17 protein-coding genes and 2 pseudogenes are annotated in these 19,309 nt (G+C 49.6%); 5 read left to right on the forward strand and 14 right to left on the reverse strand.

Features of this window, described 5'->3' with window-relative positions; translation table 11 throughout:
• The first annotated feature begins 30 nt into the window (after nt 1-30).
• The 3 genes from LOK74_RS09125 to LOK74_RS09135 are packed head-to-tail and all read left to right on the forward strand — an operon-like array spanning nt 31 to nt 3,405.
• Nucleotides 31-1,056: a LacI family DNA-binding transcriptional regulator gene (locus LOK74_RS09125; RefSeq protein ID WP_230046328.1), complete on the forward strand. Its 1,026-nt coding sequence runs from the start codon at nt 31-33 to the stop codon at nt 1,054-1,056.
• A 4-nt stretch (nt 1,057-1,060) separates the two neighbouring features.
• A complete protein-coding gene (locus LOK74_RS09130) occupies nt 1,061-2,506 on the forward strand; it encodes a glycoside hydrolase family 1 protein (RefSeq protein ID WP_230046329.1) in 1,446 nt (481 codons plus the stop codon).
• Between the two features lie 5 nt (nt 2,507-2,511).
• The gene (locus tag LOK74_RS09135; protein ID WP_230046330.1) at nt 2,512-3,405 is read left to right on the forward strand and encodes an ROK family protein; all 894 of its coding nucleotides are present in this window, start codon (nt 2,512-2,514) and stop codon (nt 3,403-3,405) included.
• Nucleotides 3,406-3,552: 147 nt separating this feature from the next.
• Here the strand turns inward: LOK74_RS09135 and LOK74_RS09140 are convergent, their stop codons facing one another.
• From LOK74_RS09140 to LOK74_RS09165, 6 genes and pseudogenes are all read right to left on the reverse strand, one after another.
• Nucleotides 3,553-4,068 carry a DUF4358 domain-containing protein gene (locus tag LOK74_RS09140; RefSeq protein ID WP_230046331.1) on the reverse strand — a complete coding sequence of 172 codons (516 nt, stop codon included), beginning with the start codon at nt 4,066-4,068 and terminating at the stop codon, nt 3,553-3,555.
• The gene (locus tag LOK74_RS09145; protein WP_230046332.1) at nt 4,065-5,180 is read right to left on the reverse strand and encodes a DHHW family protein; all 1,116 of its coding nucleotides are present in this window, start codon (nt 5,178-5,180) and stop codon (nt 4,065-4,067) included. Before LOK74_RS09145 ends, LOK74_RS09140 begins: the two co-directional genes overlap by 4 nt.
• Nucleotides 5,181-5,428: 248 nt before the next feature.
• Nucleotides 5,429-5,737: pseudogene (locus LOK74_RS24360) on the reverse strand (MBOAT family O-acyltransferase); the annotation flags it as partial.
• Nucleotides 5,738-5,776: 39 nt separating this feature from the next.
• Nucleotides 5,777-6,331, reverse strand: coding sequence for a GDSL-type esterase/lipase family protein (locus LOK74_RS09155; RefSeq protein ID WP_420908750.1), 555 nt, complete (start codon nt 6,329-6,331; stop codon nt 5,777-5,779).
• Between the two features lie 266 nt (nt 6,332-6,597).
• Nucleotides 6,598-8,429 (reverse strand): annotated as a pseudogene (locus LOK74_RS09160) (sensor histidine kinase).
• A 2-nt stretch (nt 8,430-8,431) separates the two neighbouring features.
• Complete coding sequence (locus LOK74_RS09165) at nt 8,432-9,109, reverse strand: response regulator transcription factor (protein WP_230046333.1); 678 nt, start codon at nt 9,107-9,109, stop codon at nt 8,432-8,434.
• Between the two features lie 265 nt (nt 9,110-9,374).
• Between LOK74_RS09165 and LOK74_RS09170 the strand changes: the two genes are divergently transcribed.
• On the forward strand, nt 9,375-9,863 hold the full coding sequence (locus LOK74_RS09170; RefSeq protein WP_230046334.1) for an MFS transporter: 489 nt from the start codon (nt 9,375-9,377) through the stop codon (nt 9,861-9,863).
• Nucleotides 9,864-9,984: 121 nt separating this feature from the next.
• On the opposite strand, the gene LOK74_RS09175 is transcribed toward LOK74_RS09170, so the two are convergent.
• The 3 genes from LOK74_RS09175 to LOK74_RS09185 form a co-directional block, all read right to left on the reverse strand.
• Complete coding sequence (locus LOK74_RS09175) at nt 9,985-11,388, reverse strand: MFS transporter (protein ID WP_230046335.1); 1,404 nt, start codon at nt 11,386-11,388, stop codon at nt 9,985-9,987.
• Between the two features lie 309 nt (nt 11,389-11,697).
• On the reverse strand, nt 11,698-12,492 hold the full coding sequence (locus tag LOK74_RS09180; RefSeq protein WP_230046336.1) for a Rok-like winged helix domain-containing protein: 795 nt from the start codon (nt 12,490-12,492) through the stop codon (nt 11,698-11,700).
• Nucleotides 12,493-12,733: 241 nt separating this feature from the next.
• Nucleotides 12,734-13,981, reverse strand: coding sequence for a D-alanyl-D-alanine carboxypeptidase family protein (locus tag LOK74_RS09185; RefSeq protein ID WP_230046337.1), 1,248 nt, complete (start codon nt 13,979-13,981; stop codon nt 12,734-12,736).
• Nucleotides 13,982-14,097: 116 nt separating this feature from the next.
• Here LOK74_RS09185 and LOK74_RS09190 point away from each other — a divergent pair, with 116 nt between their 5' ends.
• Nucleotides 14,098-15,510 carry a class II fumarate hydratase gene (locus LOK74_RS09190; protein ID WP_230046338.1) on the forward strand — a complete coding sequence of 471 codons (1,413 nt, stop codon included), beginning with the start codon at nt 14,098-14,100 and terminating at the stop codon, nt 15,508-15,510.
• 30 nt (nt 15,511-15,540) lie between these two features.
• Here the strand turns inward: LOK74_RS09190 and LOK74_RS09195 are convergent, their stop codons facing one another.
• The 5 genes from LOK74_RS09195 to cobU all read right to left on the reverse strand — a co-directional run bounded on the left by LOK74_RS09195 (nt 15,541) and on the right by cobU (nt 19,305).
• Nucleotides 15,541-16,356, reverse strand: coding sequence for a GTP pyrophosphokinase (locus tag LOK74_RS09195; protein ID WP_230046339.1), 816 nt, complete (start codon nt 16,354-16,356; stop codon nt 15,541-15,543).
• Between the two features lie 108 nt (nt 16,357-16,464).
• Nucleotides 16,465-17,460 (reverse strand): adenosylcobinamide-phosphate synthase CbiB, encoded by a 996-nt coding sequence (cbiB, locus tag LOK74_RS09200; protein ID WP_230046340.1) that lies wholly within the window; start codon nt 17,458-17,460, stop codon nt 16,465-16,467.
• Complete coding sequence (locus LOK74_RS09205) at nt 17,457-18,167, reverse strand: adenosylcobinamide amidohydrolase (protein ID WP_230046341.1); 711 nt, start codon at nt 18,165-18,167, stop codon at nt 17,457-17,459. Before LOK74_RS09205 ends, cbiB begins: the two co-directional genes overlap by 4 nt.
• Complete coding sequence (locus LOK74_RS09210) at nt 18,154-18,750, reverse strand: histidine phosphatase family protein (RefSeq protein ID WP_230046342.1); 597 nt, start codon at nt 18,748-18,750, stop codon at nt 18,154-18,156. The genes LOK74_RS09205 and LOK74_RS09210 overlap by 14 nt, the downstream gene beginning before the upstream one ends.
• Complete coding sequence (gene cobU, locus LOK74_RS09215) at nt 18,751-19,305, reverse strand: bifunctional adenosylcobinamide kinase/adenosylcobinamide-phosphate guanylyltransferase (RefSeq protein ID WP_230046343.1); 555 nt, start codon at nt 19,303-19,305, stop codon at nt 18,751-18,753.
• Nucleotides 19,306-19,309 lie beyond the last annotated feature (4 nt).

The raw sequence follows: 19,309 nt of genomic DNA on the forward strand, positions 1-19,309 counted from the left end.
TACGAAGTTAATGACGGCAGGTGGCGAAGTATGAAGATCACAATCAAAGAAATCGCGGAAATGGCGGGCGTCTCACGCGCTACGGTCTCCAAGATCCTGAACGATTATGAAGATGTCAGCGAATCGACGCGAAAAAAAGTAATGGATATCATCGAACAGACCGGATATCGTCCTACCTATACGGCACATACTTTGGCCACCAAAAAATCGAACCTGATCGGGGTTATCTATGCAGGTAAGATCAATGCGAGCTTCAACCATCCGTTTTTTATTGAAGTGGTAAACTCGTTCAAAAAAACGATTGGCGGGTTAGGATATGACCTGCTCTTCTTTTCCAACGAGAAGTTTACCAAAGGCGAAGAAGATTATTTGGCCCGATGCCGCTATTATCAGGTCGATGGCTGTATCCTTATCAACGGGGATGATATCCAATCCTCCATTCTCGAATTGGAACAGAGCGAAATACCGTGTATCGGCGTCGATCTCCAGCTAACAGGGGAAAACTCAGGCTACATCATGACGGATAACCACAAAGCCTCGGCAAAAGCGGTCGAGCATCTGTATCTATTGGGGCACCGGGACATTGCCTATATCAGCGGGACGCCATCCTCCACAATCGGGAATATACGCAAGGAAGGATACATACATTCTCTCCAGACCTATGGCATCCCGCAACGTGAAGAGTGGATTACGTACGGTGATTTTTATGAGGAAAGCGGCTACAGGGCGATGCAGCAGCTTTTGCAAGGGGAGCGCGTGCCTACCGCTGTCTTTGCCGCTTCCGACCAGATGGCTTTTGGAGCGATCCGGGCGATCAGGGAGAAGGGGCTGAGCATCCCCCAGGACATTGCGATCATCGGCTGCGACGATTTGGATGCTTGCCGGTATGTCGATCCGCCGCTGACAACCGTGCGGCAGGATAAAGCGAGGATCGGCAAGCTGGCCGCCCGTCTGCTGGAAGATTTGATCAACGGCGAAACGAAAGTGCGCTCGCTGATGGTGGAACCGGAGCTGATCGTTCGAGGGTCATGCGGCGAGAACAGTGGAGAGGAGTGAAGAGATGGAACATTCATCATGGAAGAAGTTTCCGGAATCATTCTTATGGGGGTCAGCGTCGGCTGCCTACCAGATTGAAGGGGCGTGGAACGAAGACGGAAAAGGTCCGTCCGTCTGGGATCTCTACAGCAAAATTCCAGGCACGACTTACAAGGGGACAAATGGCGATGTCGCCGTTGACCATTACCACCGATACAAGGAAGACGTCCAGCTGATGGCGGAGATGGGGTTAAAGGCGTATCGCTTTTCCATTGCCTGGAGCCGCATTTACCCGCTGGGACGCGGTGAGGTGAATGAGAAAGGGCTTCAGTTTTACGACAATCTCATCGATGAATTGCTCGAAAAAGGGATCGAACCGATCATCACCATCTACCATTGGGACGTCCCTCAAGCGTTGATGGATGCTTACGGGGCATGGGAATCCCGTGAGATCATCGAAGACTTCGACCGATACTGCGTCACCTTGTACAAGCGTTTTGGCGATCGGGTGAAGCTCTGGGTTACGTTAAATGAGCAGAATATCTTCATCGGCTTGGGCTATCGCGCAGGAATCCATCCTCCCGGGGTGAGGGATGTCAAGCGCATGCATCAAGCCAATCATATTGCCAACCTTGCCAACGCCAGGGCAATTCAAACGTTTCGCAACCATGTGCCAGACGGAAAGATTGGGCCAAGTTTCGCCTACAGCCCGATCTACCCGCTGGATTGTCATCCCGGCAATATCCTCGCCTCTGAAAACGCGGAGGAACTGATGAATCACTGGTGGATGGATGTATACGCATGGGGTAGATATCCCCGGATCATGTGGAGCTATCTGCAGGAACAAGGGGTGGCGCCTGATCTGGAGGAAGGAGACCTAGAGCTGCTTGCAGCCGCAAAACCTGATTTCATGGGGGTCAATTATTACCAGACCACGACCGTCAGCCATAATCCATTGGATGGAATCGGGGAAGGCGCGATGAATACGACAGGGAGGAAGGGGACCTCTCAGGATTCCGGTGTGCCGGGAATATTTCGGACCAACCGGAATCCTTACCTAGAGACAACCAACTGGGATTGGACGATCGACCCGGTTGGCCTGCGCGTCGGACTGCGCCGTATCGCCAACCGTTATCGATTGCCGGTGCTTGTCACGGAAAATGGTCTAGGGGAATTCGATACGCTCGAACCCGACGATATGGTGAACGATGATTATCGCATCGCATATCTGCAGCGCCATATCGAACAGATCCAGGGCGCCATCAGTGACGGTGTAGAGGTGCTCGGGTACTGCACCTGGTCTTTTACTGACCTCTTGAGCTGGCTGAACGGCTATCAGAAGCGGTATGGCTTCGTCTATGTCAATCGGGACGAAGAGGGAGAAAAGGATTTGCGTCGAATCAGGAAGAAAAGCTTCTACTGGTATCGAGACGTAATCAGGCAAAATGGCCTTTCCAGACAAAGCGGGTGAAGACGATGGCCGTATATTTAGCCTTTGATATCGGGGGAACCGATGTCAAATATGGAAGTATTGATGAACAGGGGAATATCCTGCAACACGGCCGATTTTCGTCCAACCAGGCAGACGGTGAAACGGTCTTGCAAGGCATTGCGGAGCAGTTTGCACGCTGCCCCACACCCATACAGGGGGTAGCGATCAGCGCTCCCGGCTTTATCGACCCTGTGAGTGGTTACATGGAAACAGGGGGAGCGGTCCACGCTTTTCATCATTTCCCTATGAAAGCGTATCTGGAACAGAAGCTGGAAGTCCCGGTCTCCGTGGAAAATGACGTCAATTGCGTGGCTTTAGCGGAGAAGTGGAGGGGAAATGCCCAGGACGATACGGATTTTCTCTGCCTCACCATCGGAACCGGAGTCGGCGGCGCCCTGTTTTTAGACAACAAACTGTACAGAGGCCATAAGTTTCGCGCGGGCGAGTTTGGCTACATGATCACACAAGGCTTGCACAACAACACGCCGGATGAGTGCACGATCAGCCGGATCGGCGCTATCCTGCCCTTGCGTGAAAAGTATGCGAAATCAACGGGCCGCTCTTTGGAGGACGTGACAGGCGAGGACGTGTTTCGCGCGTACGATCGGAAAGAACCGATGGCCGTTTATTATGTGGAGAGTTTGTTCCAGAGTTTGGCCATTTGTCTGTACAATCTCTCCTTTATCCTCAATCCGCAAAAAATATTGCTAGGCGGGGCCGTTGCTTCGCGAGCGACGTTGTTGGATGAACTTTGGCGTCATTTGCGCTACCTAGGTCTTTCCGAAAAGGATCTTGTCCTGGACGTGTGCCGTTTGCAAAACCAGGCAGGTATGATCGGGGCGGTCTATCATCATTTGCATACATGTAACCAAATGTAATTTCACTTTTTTATTAGTTAACATAATATATATTATCGGACTCAATAAAATCTCAAAAGATGACCAGGTCCAAAACGCGAAGCTTCGTTCGGGTTCTTTGACCTGGTCATTGAGTACGGTCAGACGACCATTTTTACTGCAGATTTATCACTTAAAAGCCTCGTCAAACGCCAAATCCAATTGATCAGCTTCTTTTGAGACCGCAAAAAATATAAATGGGCCATTCGATTTTAAAACATGTTTTTTGATCAGATAATATTCGTCCGGGCGATAGTCTTTAAACTTTGCCGTTTGCGCATCGATTCTCTGCACTATTTTCTCTAATATTTTTATTTTCTCTTTGACGCTTTCCGACTGTTTCGCATTTTTTACTTTGATCACAGCCAATTCGTCTGCTTTTACATTTGACGAAGCCGTATAAAGAATAAAATCTTCAACTTCCCCGACATCGATATGATATAACTTTTGCAGCTTGTCGCTACCTCCTTGTTTCATATCATCCAGGCTTACCGCTTGTTGGATTCGTTCCCCTATTTGGGCGGCCGAAAGATTTTCTGTGGCCCTGTCTTCCTGGCTAGAACATCCGGCTAAGAAGCCGATCGCCATGGCAACCGCGGCGAAAGTGGATAAAAACGCCCCTTTTCCACCTCTGCATTGTTTCATTTGGACACCTCCGATATGTTCTTGATATAGGAATCTTCAAAGAAGGTATTGGCATTGTAAAGCAGCAGCACGTCAGGGATTCGGTGTTCTTGCACGAAACTTATTAGATTTTCCTCGCAATACCGAAGGTCGACGACATACACTTCACTAAAGTGCTCTGCTAGAAAGGGAATCAAGCTATTGGCATACGAATCTTTCACTACTAGCAGTTTTTTTCCCTCCGGATGGTTCGTTGTGATTTTGACAAGTCCATGATTGCCGTTAAGAAACACAGCATACTTATCCTTCTTGTCCAGGTGTTCCATCTCGTACAATGAATTCGAGGTTTGCCGTTCGTCAACGTACTCCACTCTATATTTCTTTTTATCCTTCGGTAGGTACAGTTCAATCCTGTCAGGTTCAATATGTTTGAATCCACTCTTCGAATAGAGAGAACCATAGAATTCATTTGTGGCAAGACGAATGTTGAAATCCTCTGCGTCTTTCGGAGCGATCCCCATACTCTTGCATAACTCCCGATAGGCATAGAAGGCCCCTTTGGTCGTCCAATGATGATCGGTTTTATAAAAAATAGACTGCTCCCGTTCGACATTCAGTGCGGGATACACATCGACAAAGCGAATCGTCGGACGAAGTGCTTGCCGAACTTGATCCAGGTACATAAGTTGATCGGCGACCGGGGCAAATGCCGGAAGTTTATCTTTATACAGCGACGCGGCCGTCGGCACAAGCATCATATGCTTGCGAACACTCGGGGTGGCGCTGTCAAACGAATGGATGGCTGCAATCTTCTCCTCCATATCCCCGTCTGTCGGCGGAGTAAACGATTGAATCAGGTATCCGTCCTTACCTAGGTAGACGCCGTTGCTCTCCCTTCTCCCCATCGCCCGATCTGCATCGGTTTTCATACCGATCCAAACGTCTCTGAAGGGAATTTGATCGGACACGTATTTCTCATAGTTGGACGTAAACTTCCCTGAGAGCAGCGATTGCAGCGAAAATGTCGGCAGCACCTCTAGCACCCGATTCTCCGGTTCCGAAAATGCCCTATCAGGCATCACCAAATGCAGAATGGCCATTGTACTTATAAACAGCAGCAGCAATAAAGCCATGATTCTTCTGTAGAGGTTGTCATATCTATTCAGAGTGTCCTCCTCCTTCAAAAACGAAAGTATAGGAAGGGATTATAGGTTTCCGTAACCATATAAGCCGTGGACAGCACCATCATCACAAAATAAACAGCCGGAACGGCGATAACGCCTGCCCTCCCCCCTCTTTCCTGAAGCAATGAGAAAACTCTCCGGGGAAGTGGAGTCGCCCACAATGCCAGCGCAATCAGCAAGACCAGGTTCGCGGACAGGATATTGTCCACGACGAACCCGACATATTTGAAGAAACACAAAATGGCTGCATTGCCGGCGATCGAACCGATGAGGACCGCTCTGGCGACCGGCTTGCGATGCCTGTAGGTATCGATCAACAACCCGTTGACGTAGTTGAATAAGGTTGAACAGATCATAATGAAAATATAGAAAGGTTCTCCCCAGGCATAAAATATGAGACTTGCGACGAGCAATACGGCATTGCGAAGCCCTTGGGGACACACTAAATAAGCGAAAAGGGTAGTTGGCAAAAAATGAAACAGGAAGAGAAGACTGCTGAAAACCAATGCTCGTCACCTCCCGAGTAGTCTTTTGCAGGGCCGATCTCAGTTCACCTGATCCTTTAATTCATCCAGCATGAGCGGATAAAACGCCTCTTTAAAATGGATGCCGTCCGTGTCATACAGATCGGGGTTGTTTGCAAGGATCGGGGATAGATCGACAAATCCGACCTGTTCCTGGGTCGCTAATTCTTGCAGCCCCTGATTGTAAGCTTCAATATTGCCATAGCGCGGTTCTTTTTTCTCCACTTCTGCTGTCACCGGAGTAACCGCCAGCAGCGTTATACTTGCCTCCGGAAGCTTCTCCTTGATCGTGCCGATCAATGTAGCATAGTGTTTCAATGAATATTCCTTGGGATCGTCCGTCGGCCACAAGATATCATCCGACCCCAAATGGATAAAAATATGCTTCGGGCTGCGCTTGATCAACTCATCAATATCTTCCAGCGCGAATTCGGCCGTTTTTCCCGCGCCAGCAAGCACATTGGCTTCATCCAGCACATCGTGATACGACAGCCCTTCCGTAATCGAATCCCCGAGAAATACGCTTGTTTGAAATATAAGCTTGTGACGATGCTGCCGTATCCTTCTCGTGTCCATGGGGCGCGGAAGCCGGCTCCTGAAAGCTCTCTTGATTCCCGCATGCCGCGAACGATAGTGCAGCGATCCCGATTAGCAACATTCCGGCGATTTTTTTCATCATTTTCATAATCCCTCTCTTTTTATGAATAAAATCAGTGTGCCGAGCCTTAGTGACGCTAGCTCTTCACCGTCGGCCCTCCCCACTCAAGAAGAATAAAAGAGCGAGATAAAGATAATGTGCAGATGACATCCAAAGTAAATAAAAAAAGTGCAGAACCGAAGTCCTACACTTCCCCTTTTTTATTCAGATAGAAATAGAAGATCACGCCATCGTCGGTATTGGCCGCGCCATACGGCACCCTATGCAGCTCTAGAATCTGCTTGCAGATGGCCAGTCCCAGGCCGGTTCCTCCTTCTGCACGATGGCGGGAACTTTCGCCGCGATAGAAACGATCCCATATTTTCTCCATTTGTTCGACCGGTACATGGGCTCCTTTGTTCTCAATACATACTTTGACCACATTTCGCTCCTCAACAGTCCATACATGTATTGATTCCTGTTCTGGCGTGTAGCGAATCGCATTGGTGAGGAAATTAACGATGACTTGCTCGATGCGGTGCTGATTGGCTACGACTTCGACTGGGTCGAGGCGAGTCTGCAGATGCAATCGCTTGTCCGCGATGTCCGAATCGAATGTTGCACATAGTCGCTCAATGACTGTATCGATCCAGAACGAGGTCAGATTCATCTGATACGTGCCGGACTCATATTTCGCGAGCTCCAGCATATCCGCTATCAGCAGGTCCATCTTCTTCACTTCATCTTCCATGGCCGCAAAATAATAATCCCGCTTATGACTCGCAACCCCGTCCTTCAGAATGGAAAGGCAGCTCTGAATGACGCTTAGTGGTGTCTTTAATTCATGCGACACGCCGGATATAAATTGCTTTCGCGTCTGCTCAAGTTGCTTTTCTTTCTCCATATCCTGCTCCAGTCGGGTGATATGGGAATGCAGCCGATCCGACATCGCGTTAATGTTGCGGGACAAGTCCCCGATCTCATCCTGCGTCAAGATCGGAATTTTCTCTGAGAAGTCCAACCCGGCCATTTTTTGCGTCGTATCGTTGATTCTGAGTAGAGGACGGGCAATTTGGCGGGAATAATAGAACGATGCCAACAGCGCGAGCAGCAGTGTGGCGATAATCAAATCAGATAGACATAGTAATCTTGCATCACCCCAGCAGCTTCACTCACAGGCTGTAGGGATGTCAAGGCGACAATGTAGATAACATTGCCTGACTGATCCTGGGTGCGGTTGACGAACATTTTATAATTGACATGATTTTCTTCATAATTGATGATTTGGTTTGAATTCCCGTCGTAGTCTCCGTATAGAAGATCTGCTTGAAATGCTTTGATCCGGTCTAAAAATAACCGGTTCGTATAGCGCGCAACATGCGCCCCTTCTGGTGTCTGGACTTTCGTAATGGTCCCGTACACGAGCACATTGGGGTATTCTTCATGATACTGGGTAGGACTTTCATATCTTGGGACAACTTCGTACTCTTTGCTCTCCAACTGCAGGTTAATCAGGCGGTTTTCCTCTCTCAGGTTGGATACATTCCTTCCCATCCGCAGGGGAATCAGCTGATCCTGCATCATGAGTCCTTCAATCGCGATCCGTTGCCCCACTTGGATCAACGTATTTTGGAGAAACGGATTGTCTGTGTGGAAGTCCTCCACATTCGTTACTGTATACAGCGGGACGAATATCGTTTGATCAGAAAGAGCCGGGTTGTTGTCCGTATGCTCCAAGCGGATCTCCATGTAATAATCATCTGCATTTCGCAAATAGCCCATACCATCTAATGCCGTGACCCAGGTGTTGTGCTTTTGATAAAAATCTTGTTCCAGCTTGGCCACGGCCTGTGCATCGCCAGCCATGTTTACATAGTCTTGTTGAAAGGATTGGAGGGCTTCCTTCACATCCTCTACTTTCTGATACACATAAAAATGCTTAAAGAACATGGTTTGTCCTAAAAAAATGATCGCCACAATGAACAGGCATAAGGCGGTGGTGAACAGAAACAGCTTCGGTACAATGCCTATTTTCATGTTCATGGCTGATCCTCAAATTTATAACCGGAACGTACGACGGTGACGATCTGCTTCGCATGTGTTCCCAGTTTGGAACGCAGATTGCGAATATGACTATTGACTGTTCGATCATCGCCCACGAAATCGTATCCCCATATTTTCGATAGCAATTGCTCTCTAGTGATGATGATCCCCTTGTTTTTCATCAGATAAGCCAAGATTTCAAATTCCGTATACGTCAGGCTGCAGCTGGCCCCTCCTGCCGAAACAGCGCGGGATGGGAAATGGATCGTAATACCCCCGCCAGACAGGGTATCCCCCTCCCGTTCACGGTGATACCGACTCTCCAGCAGTCGTTTGGCCCGCGCCAACAATATTGGAGGACTATAGGGCTTCGTCACATAGTCATCCGCACCCAGTTCAAATCCTAGCAGCGTATCGTCCTCGTCCGAGCGGGCTGTTAATATGATGATTGGAACGTCCGACGCTTTGCGAATACGCTGGCACACAGCCCACCCGTCCAACTCCGGCAGCATGATGTCCAGAATAATCAAGTGTACCTCGCGTTCTTGAAATAACGACAACGCCTGTTTCCCGTCGCTCGCTTCAAGCACTGCATAGCCTTCGTCGAGCAAATAATCCTTCATGACCTCTCGTAAAATAGGCTCATCTTCCACAATTAGTATTGTTTTTGACATGTTACGACCTCTCAACGTTTTTTTGTGCAATATCGACGGTGGCCTTTCTTTACATCATTTTTTTAACACATATCGTTATGTTTATAAAGTTTCGAATGATACTCCATTATCCGGGTATTTTCTGGTTTCTGGTCATCATTGCAGCCATGCTGCTTCTGACAAACGGGATGTATTTCCCCAAGGATCAGGTGGATAGGAAAAAGTCATGGAACATAAGCGAGTTATTGATCCATTACCAAGCTGTTTTTACAAATAGAACAGGAAATTGACGGATCAGTATCATGTAAGCCTGGAAATTGTAGGTCTGCTTTATTTGCCCATGGCTGTAAGCACGATCATCGGCAGCATGATCTACAAATATTTGCAGCGGAGAATCCAACTCAGAATCCTATACACCTATGGAAATCTTGTAGCAGCTTGCGGCATTCTGTTGTTTGCCGTGACCAATGCGGTTTCTTTGATCGGCATGTCGTTCGCCTTAGTGCTCTATGGGATGATGATCGGCGTCATCACCCCCTTGTACTCCACTATGCTGACCAATGAGTTTGAGTACAATAGAGGCAGTGCAATCGGAATGTTTAACTTTGTCCGCTATATCGGGATGGCGATGGGCCCCGTCATATCCGGACTGTTCTTAGCTCATCTAAAAGCGATCGTCGTCTTTGGCGTACTCGGGGGAGTATTCGTGTTGGTAAGCTTGCTCGTGCTGCCAGGGATTTACGCTAGGACAGGTGCTGTACGCGAAAAGAACTAGCAGCAGAGGCCGGACGATTTCGTCGTCTTGAGATGATAAGAAGTCCTTCTCCGCTATCGTGCAGAAGAAGGACTTCTATGGAACTGCCCATGACAAGCGGGATCAACTGACGTAGGTGTGGTCAGATCGGATCCTGAGCCGGCTGTGGCGCCTTTTTGCCGAAAGTAAAGAAATACAGGAGCGCGCTGGTGACAACAACCAAGCTTAAGATCAAAATCAGGTTGCCGTACAAGTAAGCACGTGCATCCGAGATAAAAGGATGGAATGGGAATGCGAACAATTCTTGCTCCATCACTTTGGCAACAAGGGCCGTCACGACTGCCCCGGAAAGAGTCGAAGTCATATTAAAAAACCCCATGCCGACGCCGATTTGGTGGACGGGCAGTATTTGCGTTATGCTTTCGGCCAAAGCCGTCTGCAAGAATGAAAATCCAATGTACATCATGATAAGGGCTGCTCCTATGTACCACACCCAAAACCCGATCGAGGAAGATTGCAGCAGCAGGCTGATCGCGATTAGCAACAGCCCTAGGTAGACGACAAAATGGCTTCCTCTTTTCACCGTCATGTTGCCGGCCACTCTTCCAAAGATCACCGCGCTGATCGCACCCGGAAACAAAATAAGCCCGATTGTTTCTGTGTTCAGATGATACATATGATGCAGCATCAGCGGGATCACGAACATCACGGACATCACCGTACCAAAGATGAGAAAGCCGATGAGAATTCCACTTCTGTAGAGCGAATTGGCAAACAGCGCGGGATCAACAAAAGGTTCCTTCGCTTTGCGGATGCGAATCACAAATAGGACCAGTGCAATCACAGCTGCGAGTAAATAGAGGGTTTCTGATTTTGTGGTAAACAAGATCAGCGCCGTCACGACAACACCCAGCAGCACCGCCCCCATTATATCCAGTGTTCCCGGTTTGCGCGCCTCCTCCGGCAAATAGCTGCGGAAAAAAGGAATGGCGACAAGTACCGGGAGCGGAATGAGAAATAAATAGGACCAGTGTAATGAGCCGGCTACGTATCCGCCAAGCACCGGACCAATACCGATCGCGAAAGAGACTGTCGAGGTGATGATGCCAAACATCTTCCCACGTTCTGCCTGTGTAAAAAACCGGGCAACCATGACAAAGACCAATGCCGGGATGGCGGATCCACCTGCCCCTTGGATCGCTCTGGATAAGATGACAGCGGGGTACCAAGATTGCAATACAAAGCCGAGTACAGACCCCAGGCTGTAGAGAACAATGCCCATTGTAATCAGCTTTTTGACGCTGTGCATATCGGACAGTTTGCCAAAAATCACCATACCCATGCCGAAGACGATAAAGAAGATCGTAACGACCCAGCTGACGCCGGCAGCATCCAGCTGAAACTGCTCCGCAATGCTTGGAGTGGATACATTAAATACCGATTCATTGAGTACAGCAAAAAAGATCACGTAATAAATCCACGGCACACTTTTCTTCAAGGTAGAAGAGTCGGCCTCAGATATGGTTCTGCTCTCCGTCGTTTTCATTTCTGTCTGCTTCCTTTCTTCACCCTATCGATTTTTTATCTAACTTCTTTACATGGTGCGTATGTGCTCACACGCAAGCTACTCCCCCATTCTATCAGGGAACAATTCGTATAGTTTCTTATCGATTGCTGTTTTCCGCGAGGACCCAAAAAACAAAACCGGGTGTGATCGATGCACCCGGTTCCCATCAAAGTATCTTCTCCATGTTTGCCACTAAGCTCCTAGCCGATACAAGGCCTGATCCATATTGCGCCAAGGCGCTGGCATGGGTTATCAATAGCTGCAGGAACGAATGGAAGATCAGCATACCTAGGACTCAGATGACTCAGGCCCTGTTTCCTCCTCTACCAATATGTACTGATCACGATCAAGTCTTCGGACGCGATCGTCCAGGCTGATGACCTTGTTCATCGTAAGCGTGTAATTAAGATAAACCAATTGGTGCTTCTGTTCAAGGGTTTGAAAAATTTCCTTGCCGGTCACTGGCTGGTTTCTCTCGCGCATGATCTCAATGATCAGGGGGAGAACATCTGTTTTAAATGAATTGTTCTTTTTCTGTTTTTCCATTCGAAGATACTGTGGTTCTTTTTGTTCGGAATATTTGTACAGGGCTCTGCCGATTTTTTCTACATGATCGCTCACCTGTTCGCATTTTTTTAAAATGATAAAGGGATTCTTATAGGCGATGTTGTGATCTTTCTTTAGGTACTCAACGATTTCATTTTTCGTAGCAGGTCGCCCCAACTGCTTTAAAAAATGCTCCACTTTGGGAACGATATCTTTTTCTACATTAAAGTACGGACGTTGATACTTAACATGCAGATCGGGTCTAGCCCGCCTAAAAGGCTCCTCATCGACTGTCACTGTCCTGTCTGCCGAGGCAACGGAGAGACTGGGATGATCGTTAGTCCGTGCCTGATTGGCGGATGAGTGGCTAGGGTAGACAACGCCAGTCATCAGTCGATAATACTCATCAAATTTTTGATTTAATTCTTCATCTACTGCTGCCAATTCTGTAGCAAATCGTACTGTCATATTTCGTTTCTTTTCCTTTAGTGAATCGATTTGTTCTTTTAATCGTGTGAGGTAATCCTGCTTCTGCATGACATTTCCCCCTCCAACAAAACAATATTGGGTAGTAGCATCAAGTCGGTAAGTAAGCATTCGGAAACATACCAGCTTCGCTGCTCCTATAGAAAAAAAATTACACTTCCAATTTACCCTTAAAATGGATACATTTCTACTACAAAATAGAGAAATAATCCAATAAATGAAAAACAACCGGATTCGTTCCGGTTGTTTTGTGAAAAGGCACCCTCTTCGATCTGTGGGTGCCCTATCCGTGTTAATTTTTACCTAAAAATGAGTGGTTGTACCATTTTTTCATCATCTTTCTCTTTCTGTTCCGCCTTGCATAAAGGTAGAAAACGAGAAAGAGATTGAGGAGAAACCAGGTGACAAAAATCGCGTACTTGGCTGCTTGTTGGCCGGCTGATGGTGCCGACTGCTTGTCCGTTTGTTTCGATGCGGCTGGCTGGACAGGAGGCAGCTGCTTTGGCTTCAATGATCGTCGGTACTCCGTTCCTCCTGAAAACTGGAGAAGCAGTTGACCGTCTGCCGTCACCTTTTTCCGATATGTCTCACCGATTGGAGCTGCGACGTACAGATCGTGTTCCGCAAAATACTGCAGGTGGCGTCCCTGCTGGTCCACTGTGGTCGAAGCAAACGTTTCGCCTGCTTTGGCTACCTGCTTCGTTTCATAGTGAGCAAAACCGAAATCAAGCAGTTTGGTTACATCGCTGTATGCCAATTCACTTGATGGAGCTTTCATGGTGACGGCAATCAGTTCTGTCTCTCCTCGCTTGGCCGAAACGACCAGTGTGTTACGGGCCTGATCGGTAAAACCGTTTTTCACACCAGTTGCTCCTTCGTAACGCCAAAGCATCTTGTTGTGGTTGACAATTACCGTATTCCATTCCTCACCCTCCCAAGGGAGTGTCTTGGTCCCCACAATCTCACGGAATGTTGGATTTTTCATCGCGTATTGGGTAATCTTGGCCATATCAGATGCGGTAGTATAGTGGTCTGGATCGTGCAATCCGTGAGCGTTGGTGAAATGAGTATCCTCCACTCCGGTTTTCTCCTGCAAATATTCATTCAACTGCTCACTGAATCGCTCAACACTGCCCGCCAAGTGTTCCGCGATGGCGGTCGCTGCATCATTACCGGAGTTCATCAACAGCCCGTATTCCAGTTTGCGCAGCGTCACCTCTTCGCCTTCTGCCAGGTAGACACGTGTCCCCTCTTCGTATCTGGCCCGTTTCGATACAGTAACAATATCGTCGGGATTTCCGTTTTCAATCGCATAAATGCCGGTGGCAATTTTGGTGATACTAGCCGGGTACAGTCGTTGGTCAGGATTTTTTTCAAACAGCGGATCACCCGATGTAGCATCGATCAGAATCGCCGCTTCTCCGTTTATCTCTTCAGGTGCGAGGGTATCATTCCCTGCGGCACCGGCAGTTCCTGCATGAAAAAAGGGTAAGATCAGTACGTTTATACACAGAATAAGCTTTAGTAAATGTTGGAGCATGGTGACTTGTCCTTTCTGATTCGTAAAACGTTTCTTTATCACCTTACCAATATACCGGGTGAGGGGACAAGTGACAACCTTTCAACAAAACGAGTTCGAGTCAGGAGGACGAGGAAATGAAAATGAGAACGAATCAGGAGGATCAGGCTGTGGAAATGAGGATAAGTCGGGATACGTTGGGAGAAGTGCAAATTCCCCAGGATGTTTATTACGACGCGCAAACTCAGAGGGCTGTGGAGAATTTTCCAATCAGTGGGCTGCGCCTACCGCGTGCATTCATCCGTGCACAAGGGATCATCAAAGCTTCAGCAGCCGCAGCCAATATGGCTGTGGGCAGCCTGCCGCGTGAGATTGGTGAAGTGATTCAGCAGGTCGCCGAAGAAGTAGCCGAGGGAAAATGGGACGATCAATTCGTGGTTGATGTGTTTCAGGCAGGGGCAGGCACATCACAAAATATGAACGCCAATGAAGTCATCGCCAACCTGGCCAATGAACGCCTGGGTGGAAAAAAAGGAGAATTTATACGAGTACACCCGAATGACCATGTGAACATGGCACAGTCGACAAACGATACGATCCATGTCGCCATAAACATTAGTGCCTATACGGAACTGACTGAACGATTACTCCCCACCCTGCGTGAGTTGGTTGACAGTCTGCGCCAAAAACAACAGGAGTTCCAACCGATCTTCAAATCGGGGCGTACTCATCTACAGGATGCTGTTCCGATCCGGTTGGGTCAGGAGTTCGGCGGCTATGCACAGACGCTCGCTAACTGTGAGCAGAGTCTTCACCGCAGCTCTAAGGCACTGCTCGAGATCGGGATCGGTGGAAATGCTGTCGGTACAGGCATTAACGCCCATCCTGATTACCCCCAACGGGCTGTACAGGAGATTGCACGCCGCACCGGTCATCCGTTTCGCCAGCCCGTCGATCGGTTTGCTTTTATGCAAAATACGTCTGCTGCTATCCAGAGCAGCCACGCACTGAAAGAGTTGGCGATTCATCTGATCAAGATCACCAGCGACTTGCGCTTGCTAAGTTCAGGCCCGCGCACCGGCCTTGCCGAACTACAGCTTCCGGCCGTGCAACCAGGCTCCTCCATCATGCCTGGAAAGGTAAATCCGGTTATGTTGGAAATGGTCTACATGGTGGCCAGCCAGGTGATTGGCAATGATGCGACCATTACTGCAGCAGGAATGGGCAGCCAACTGGAGATTAATGTGATGATGCCGGTCATTGCTTTTAATATGTTGTTTTCGATTGACATTCTCACTCAGGCGCTCCGTGTACTGCGCGAACGCTGTATCGAGGGAATTGCAGCAGACGAGCAGCGCTGCTCATCTTATGTGGAGCAAAGTTTGGCGCTGGCGACATCGCTCAACCCCTTGATCGGCTATGAAAAAGCTGCGGAGATCGCCAAACAAGCGTATCGTGAAGGGAAGACGATCCGCGAGATTGCCGGCAGAGAGACCGGGTTGAGTCTTGAGCAGTTGGCGGAACATCTCGATCCGCAACGCCATGTGTAGGATCCTTGTGTATACGTCGGGACCAGTCTCCTAACCGCCTAAACGCTTGCCGATCAAGTCGTAAATCATTTTAAACTTGGGATTGTCGACAAAGGCCCCTTCATACCCGCTGAGGTGATCGCGGTACAAGGCTGCGGCCGACTCGTAATCCTGCTTGACGAACAGAGAGAAAATCTCTTCCAGCTTTTCTTCCAACGAATGATCGAAGGGAGTTGGTTTTAGGATTTCCTGGCGCAGGTTGTTCATCTGCACATCCAGCTCGTGGGCGATCATCGCCGCTTCGTTAAGCTGCAGCAGCACATTTTCCGGGATGTTTCCGGCGTATTTGTAGCGAAGCTCATGTTCGTTGGTCGCCCAAAAGTTCATCCCCAGGGTGCGGATTTGAATCTCGCAGAACAGTTTCTTTTTATCGCTTCCAAGGTAGACGGTGTAAGTGGCAATCATGTGAATGCTGCGATAGCCCGATTCCTTGGGGTGGGTGATGTAATCTTTAACATCGATCACTTGGATATCCTCTCGCTCCTGCAGCAATTGCTGCACTTCCCGAACGTCATCAATGTATCGACAGACCACGCGCAATCCGGCTATATCGGCAATCTCACGGCTCAGTTCTTCCTGCCAGGTATCGCGTGTAAAGTCGATCCCCTTTTCCTGTGCTTTTTGAAACAAACTGTCCGCTTTTTTGACACGGCCAACGACGAATTCAATCGGGGAGTACCGGCCGCTCTTTTGAAATCCGTATTTGATGCCTTTTAGCTTCAACTTTAATTCTTCTACCGCTTGCTCATACGGAGCCAGAAAATGGACAAGGGTGTTTAGCACTTTTCTCGGTACCTGAAGATTCATTTTTTCGTTTCCCCTCCATCTCTTGACAGGAACAACTCATCGACATAAAAACATTCTACGCACACTTGTTCTCTCCTGCCTGTGTTCCATATCAAACAGAAAAAACATTCAGGATAACAGGTAGGAGAGCAGCCAACACAGCAGCAGACCGATCCCGCAATACAGCGCCGTCGAGAGGTACAGCAAGTGGATCGTGTGCAAGATATGAACGGGGTGGAGAACTACTGCGGGGTCACCGAGCAGCGCGCGATGCGAGGGTACCCCTTGATAATAGTTGGTTCCGCCCAACTGGACCCGGAGCGCACCGGCGACGGCTGCTTCCGCCCAGCCGCTGTTGGGACTGGGATGCTTGCTGGCGTCCCTTCTCCCGATCTTCCATACACCGCGCGCATCGTGTCCCAACACCCAGGCAGCTATCAGGATGGTCAGATAAGTAAGTCGTGCGGGAAGCCAATTGCAGAGATCGTCCAAACGCGCGGAGGCCCAGCCGAGATCACGGTAACGTTCGTTCTTGTAGCCAACCATCGAATCAAGCGTATTGACAGCACGATAGAGAAAGGCAAGCGGAGCGCCGCCGATCAGGGCGAATAACAGGGGAGCCGTCACCGCATCAACGATGTTTTCGGCAATTGTCTCAACCGCCCCGCGTGTCACCTCCCGCTCGTCCAGGTGCTTCGTATCACGTCCCACCACCTGGGACAGCTGCTGCCGAGCACCTGGCAGATCACGCTCAACCAGCTTGCGGTAAATCGCTCTCCCGGCGTCCGCCAACCCTTTGGTAGCTATCGTTGTAGAGATCAAAAGAATCTCGACGACATCGGCTAGAAGCCAATGAAGTTTAGCAGCCGTTTGCACCAGCAGCCAAGCGAAAAGAAAGGAAGCGCCTCCAACCAGGAGGGGAAACAGCAGGCCAAGCCATCTGCCGGCACGCTGCCGTGAGCGACTGTCACAGGAAAACGCATCGTACAATGGACGGACGATTCGCTCTACCCAGACGATCAGCTTTCCCATACCGATCACGGGATGCGGAAGCCAGCGAGGATCGCCGACGAGCCAATCGAGCACGAAAGCAACGGCAACCTGGTAAGGGAACAGCGGGCTCATCGATGCGTCTCCCTCCGACGGCCGCGAATCCTCTCCTGTTCCACTGCCGTTACAGTGGCGGTATAGACTGATTTAGCCAACGAATCCCCCAGTGACGTCGCTGTTCCAGCGTACTGATGAGTAGGCAGATTGCCATCTATGCGTCTTGCGGCAATCACCACGACATCTGTTGAGGTACCAGTGGCAGTTCTGCCCAAGGCGTCCATTACACCTGCATCCTGCAACGCTGCTGTTTTCGCCTCTGTCGCAGTGACCAGTGCATTCACTACTGCAGAATCGGTTAGGTTTGCATCCAACATCACAATTGTATTGATGGTGTCAGCCCGATATGCCGAATACGTCTTCTGTGCCTGTCCGGCTCTCACAGCATTGCCTACACCGGCAGTGACAACGGCACACAGCCGGAACTGATCCCCCTGCAGGCAAGCTGTTCCGGCTGCGGATACTTGGGCAGCGGTCAACATGCCGATGAACTTCTCTGGTTCTTCTCCCAACTCCTCGATTCTTCGCTGTATATCCGCCAGGGGATCGGAAGAGTGATAGTCATGGTCGACGCGCTGATTCAAAATGCCATAACCCTGATAAAAGCCGCCGTTCCATAAAGCGTTGGAACAGGCCCGAAACGGTTCTTCACAGCGGATGAGCAAGCGTTCTTCGCTGGTTGAGATGCTCCACTTTGGCAGCAGCCACTGATTAAGAGGTTGCATAAGTCCACTTCCCCAGTTGATAGTCAAAAGCGCAGTGCAACCCTTCACAAGGGTCAATTTGCAGTGAAAACAACGCATCTCGACGCTGTTCCAGATAGAGCGCGTAGAACAATCCTATCACCCCTCTGTGGCTGACGATCAGTATCGTCTCGTCAGTACTGTGGGCGCAGAGCACCTGCTCCACAAAGCGTTGCAGCCGAAACGCCAGTGTTTCGACTGTCTCGCCGCCTGGTGGAGCATTCCGCCAGGGGTCCTCGTAAAAGCGCGTAATCACTTGTTCTTCCTCTGCAGCGATTTGCTCGTATGTCTTTCCTTCCCATCTGCCGAATGCCAGTTCACGCAGATCAGCAGATGGATGGATATCTAGATGAGGATGAAAACGACAGATCTCGGAGGCCGTCTCCATACAGCGCTGCAGATTGCTGCTGTAGACCGCGTTGATCGGCAGGTGTCTCAACCGCTCGGCCAACTGTTCCGCTTGTATTCTGCCCTGTGCGCTGAGCGGCACATCAAGCTGTCCCAGATACTGTTTGTTATGGTTCTCTGCCGTCACACCATGGCGCACCCAAAGCAACCTGGACATTTACCTGTCTCCCTCTTTTAACAAGATTGGCTGCCCCGCGACAATCAGGTATGCTTCATCAGCCATCTCTGCTGCAGCCTGGTTGGCTAGTCCTACCGTATCCTGAAAAGCTCTGCCCAGCGGAGTAGGTGCGACCCCTCCCCACCCTACTTCGTCACTGACCAGAATCCAGCACTGTTCGGACTGCTCCTGGCAGTATCCCAGCAGGTCTCTCACCTGCTGCATGATCTCTTGCTGTACATGAGGCACTCGCCATTGTTGTTCAGGATAGGACAGCAGCAGATTGGCAATCCAGCCTGAGTAGCTGTCCAAGAGCACAACCTTACATTTGGAATAAACCTTCAGGGCTGCTGGCAGCACCATCGACTCCTCACACGACTCCCATGATGCGGGGCGACGTTTTTGATGTTGTTCGATACGCTGTGCCATCTCCTCGTCAACCGCTCGCCCTGTCGCGACGTAGAGAACAGAATCGCGTCCCCGTTCTCTGGCCAGTGCTTCGGCATAGACACTTTTGCCGGATCGAACTCCACCCATGACCAATACGATACTCACCTGT

This window comes from Brevibacillus humidisoli (assembly GCF_020923435.1).
In the GTDB taxonomy this organism is placed as follows: domain Bacteria; phylum Bacillota; class Bacilli; order Brevibacillales; family Brevibacillaceae; genus Brevibacillus_E; species Brevibacillus_E humidisoli.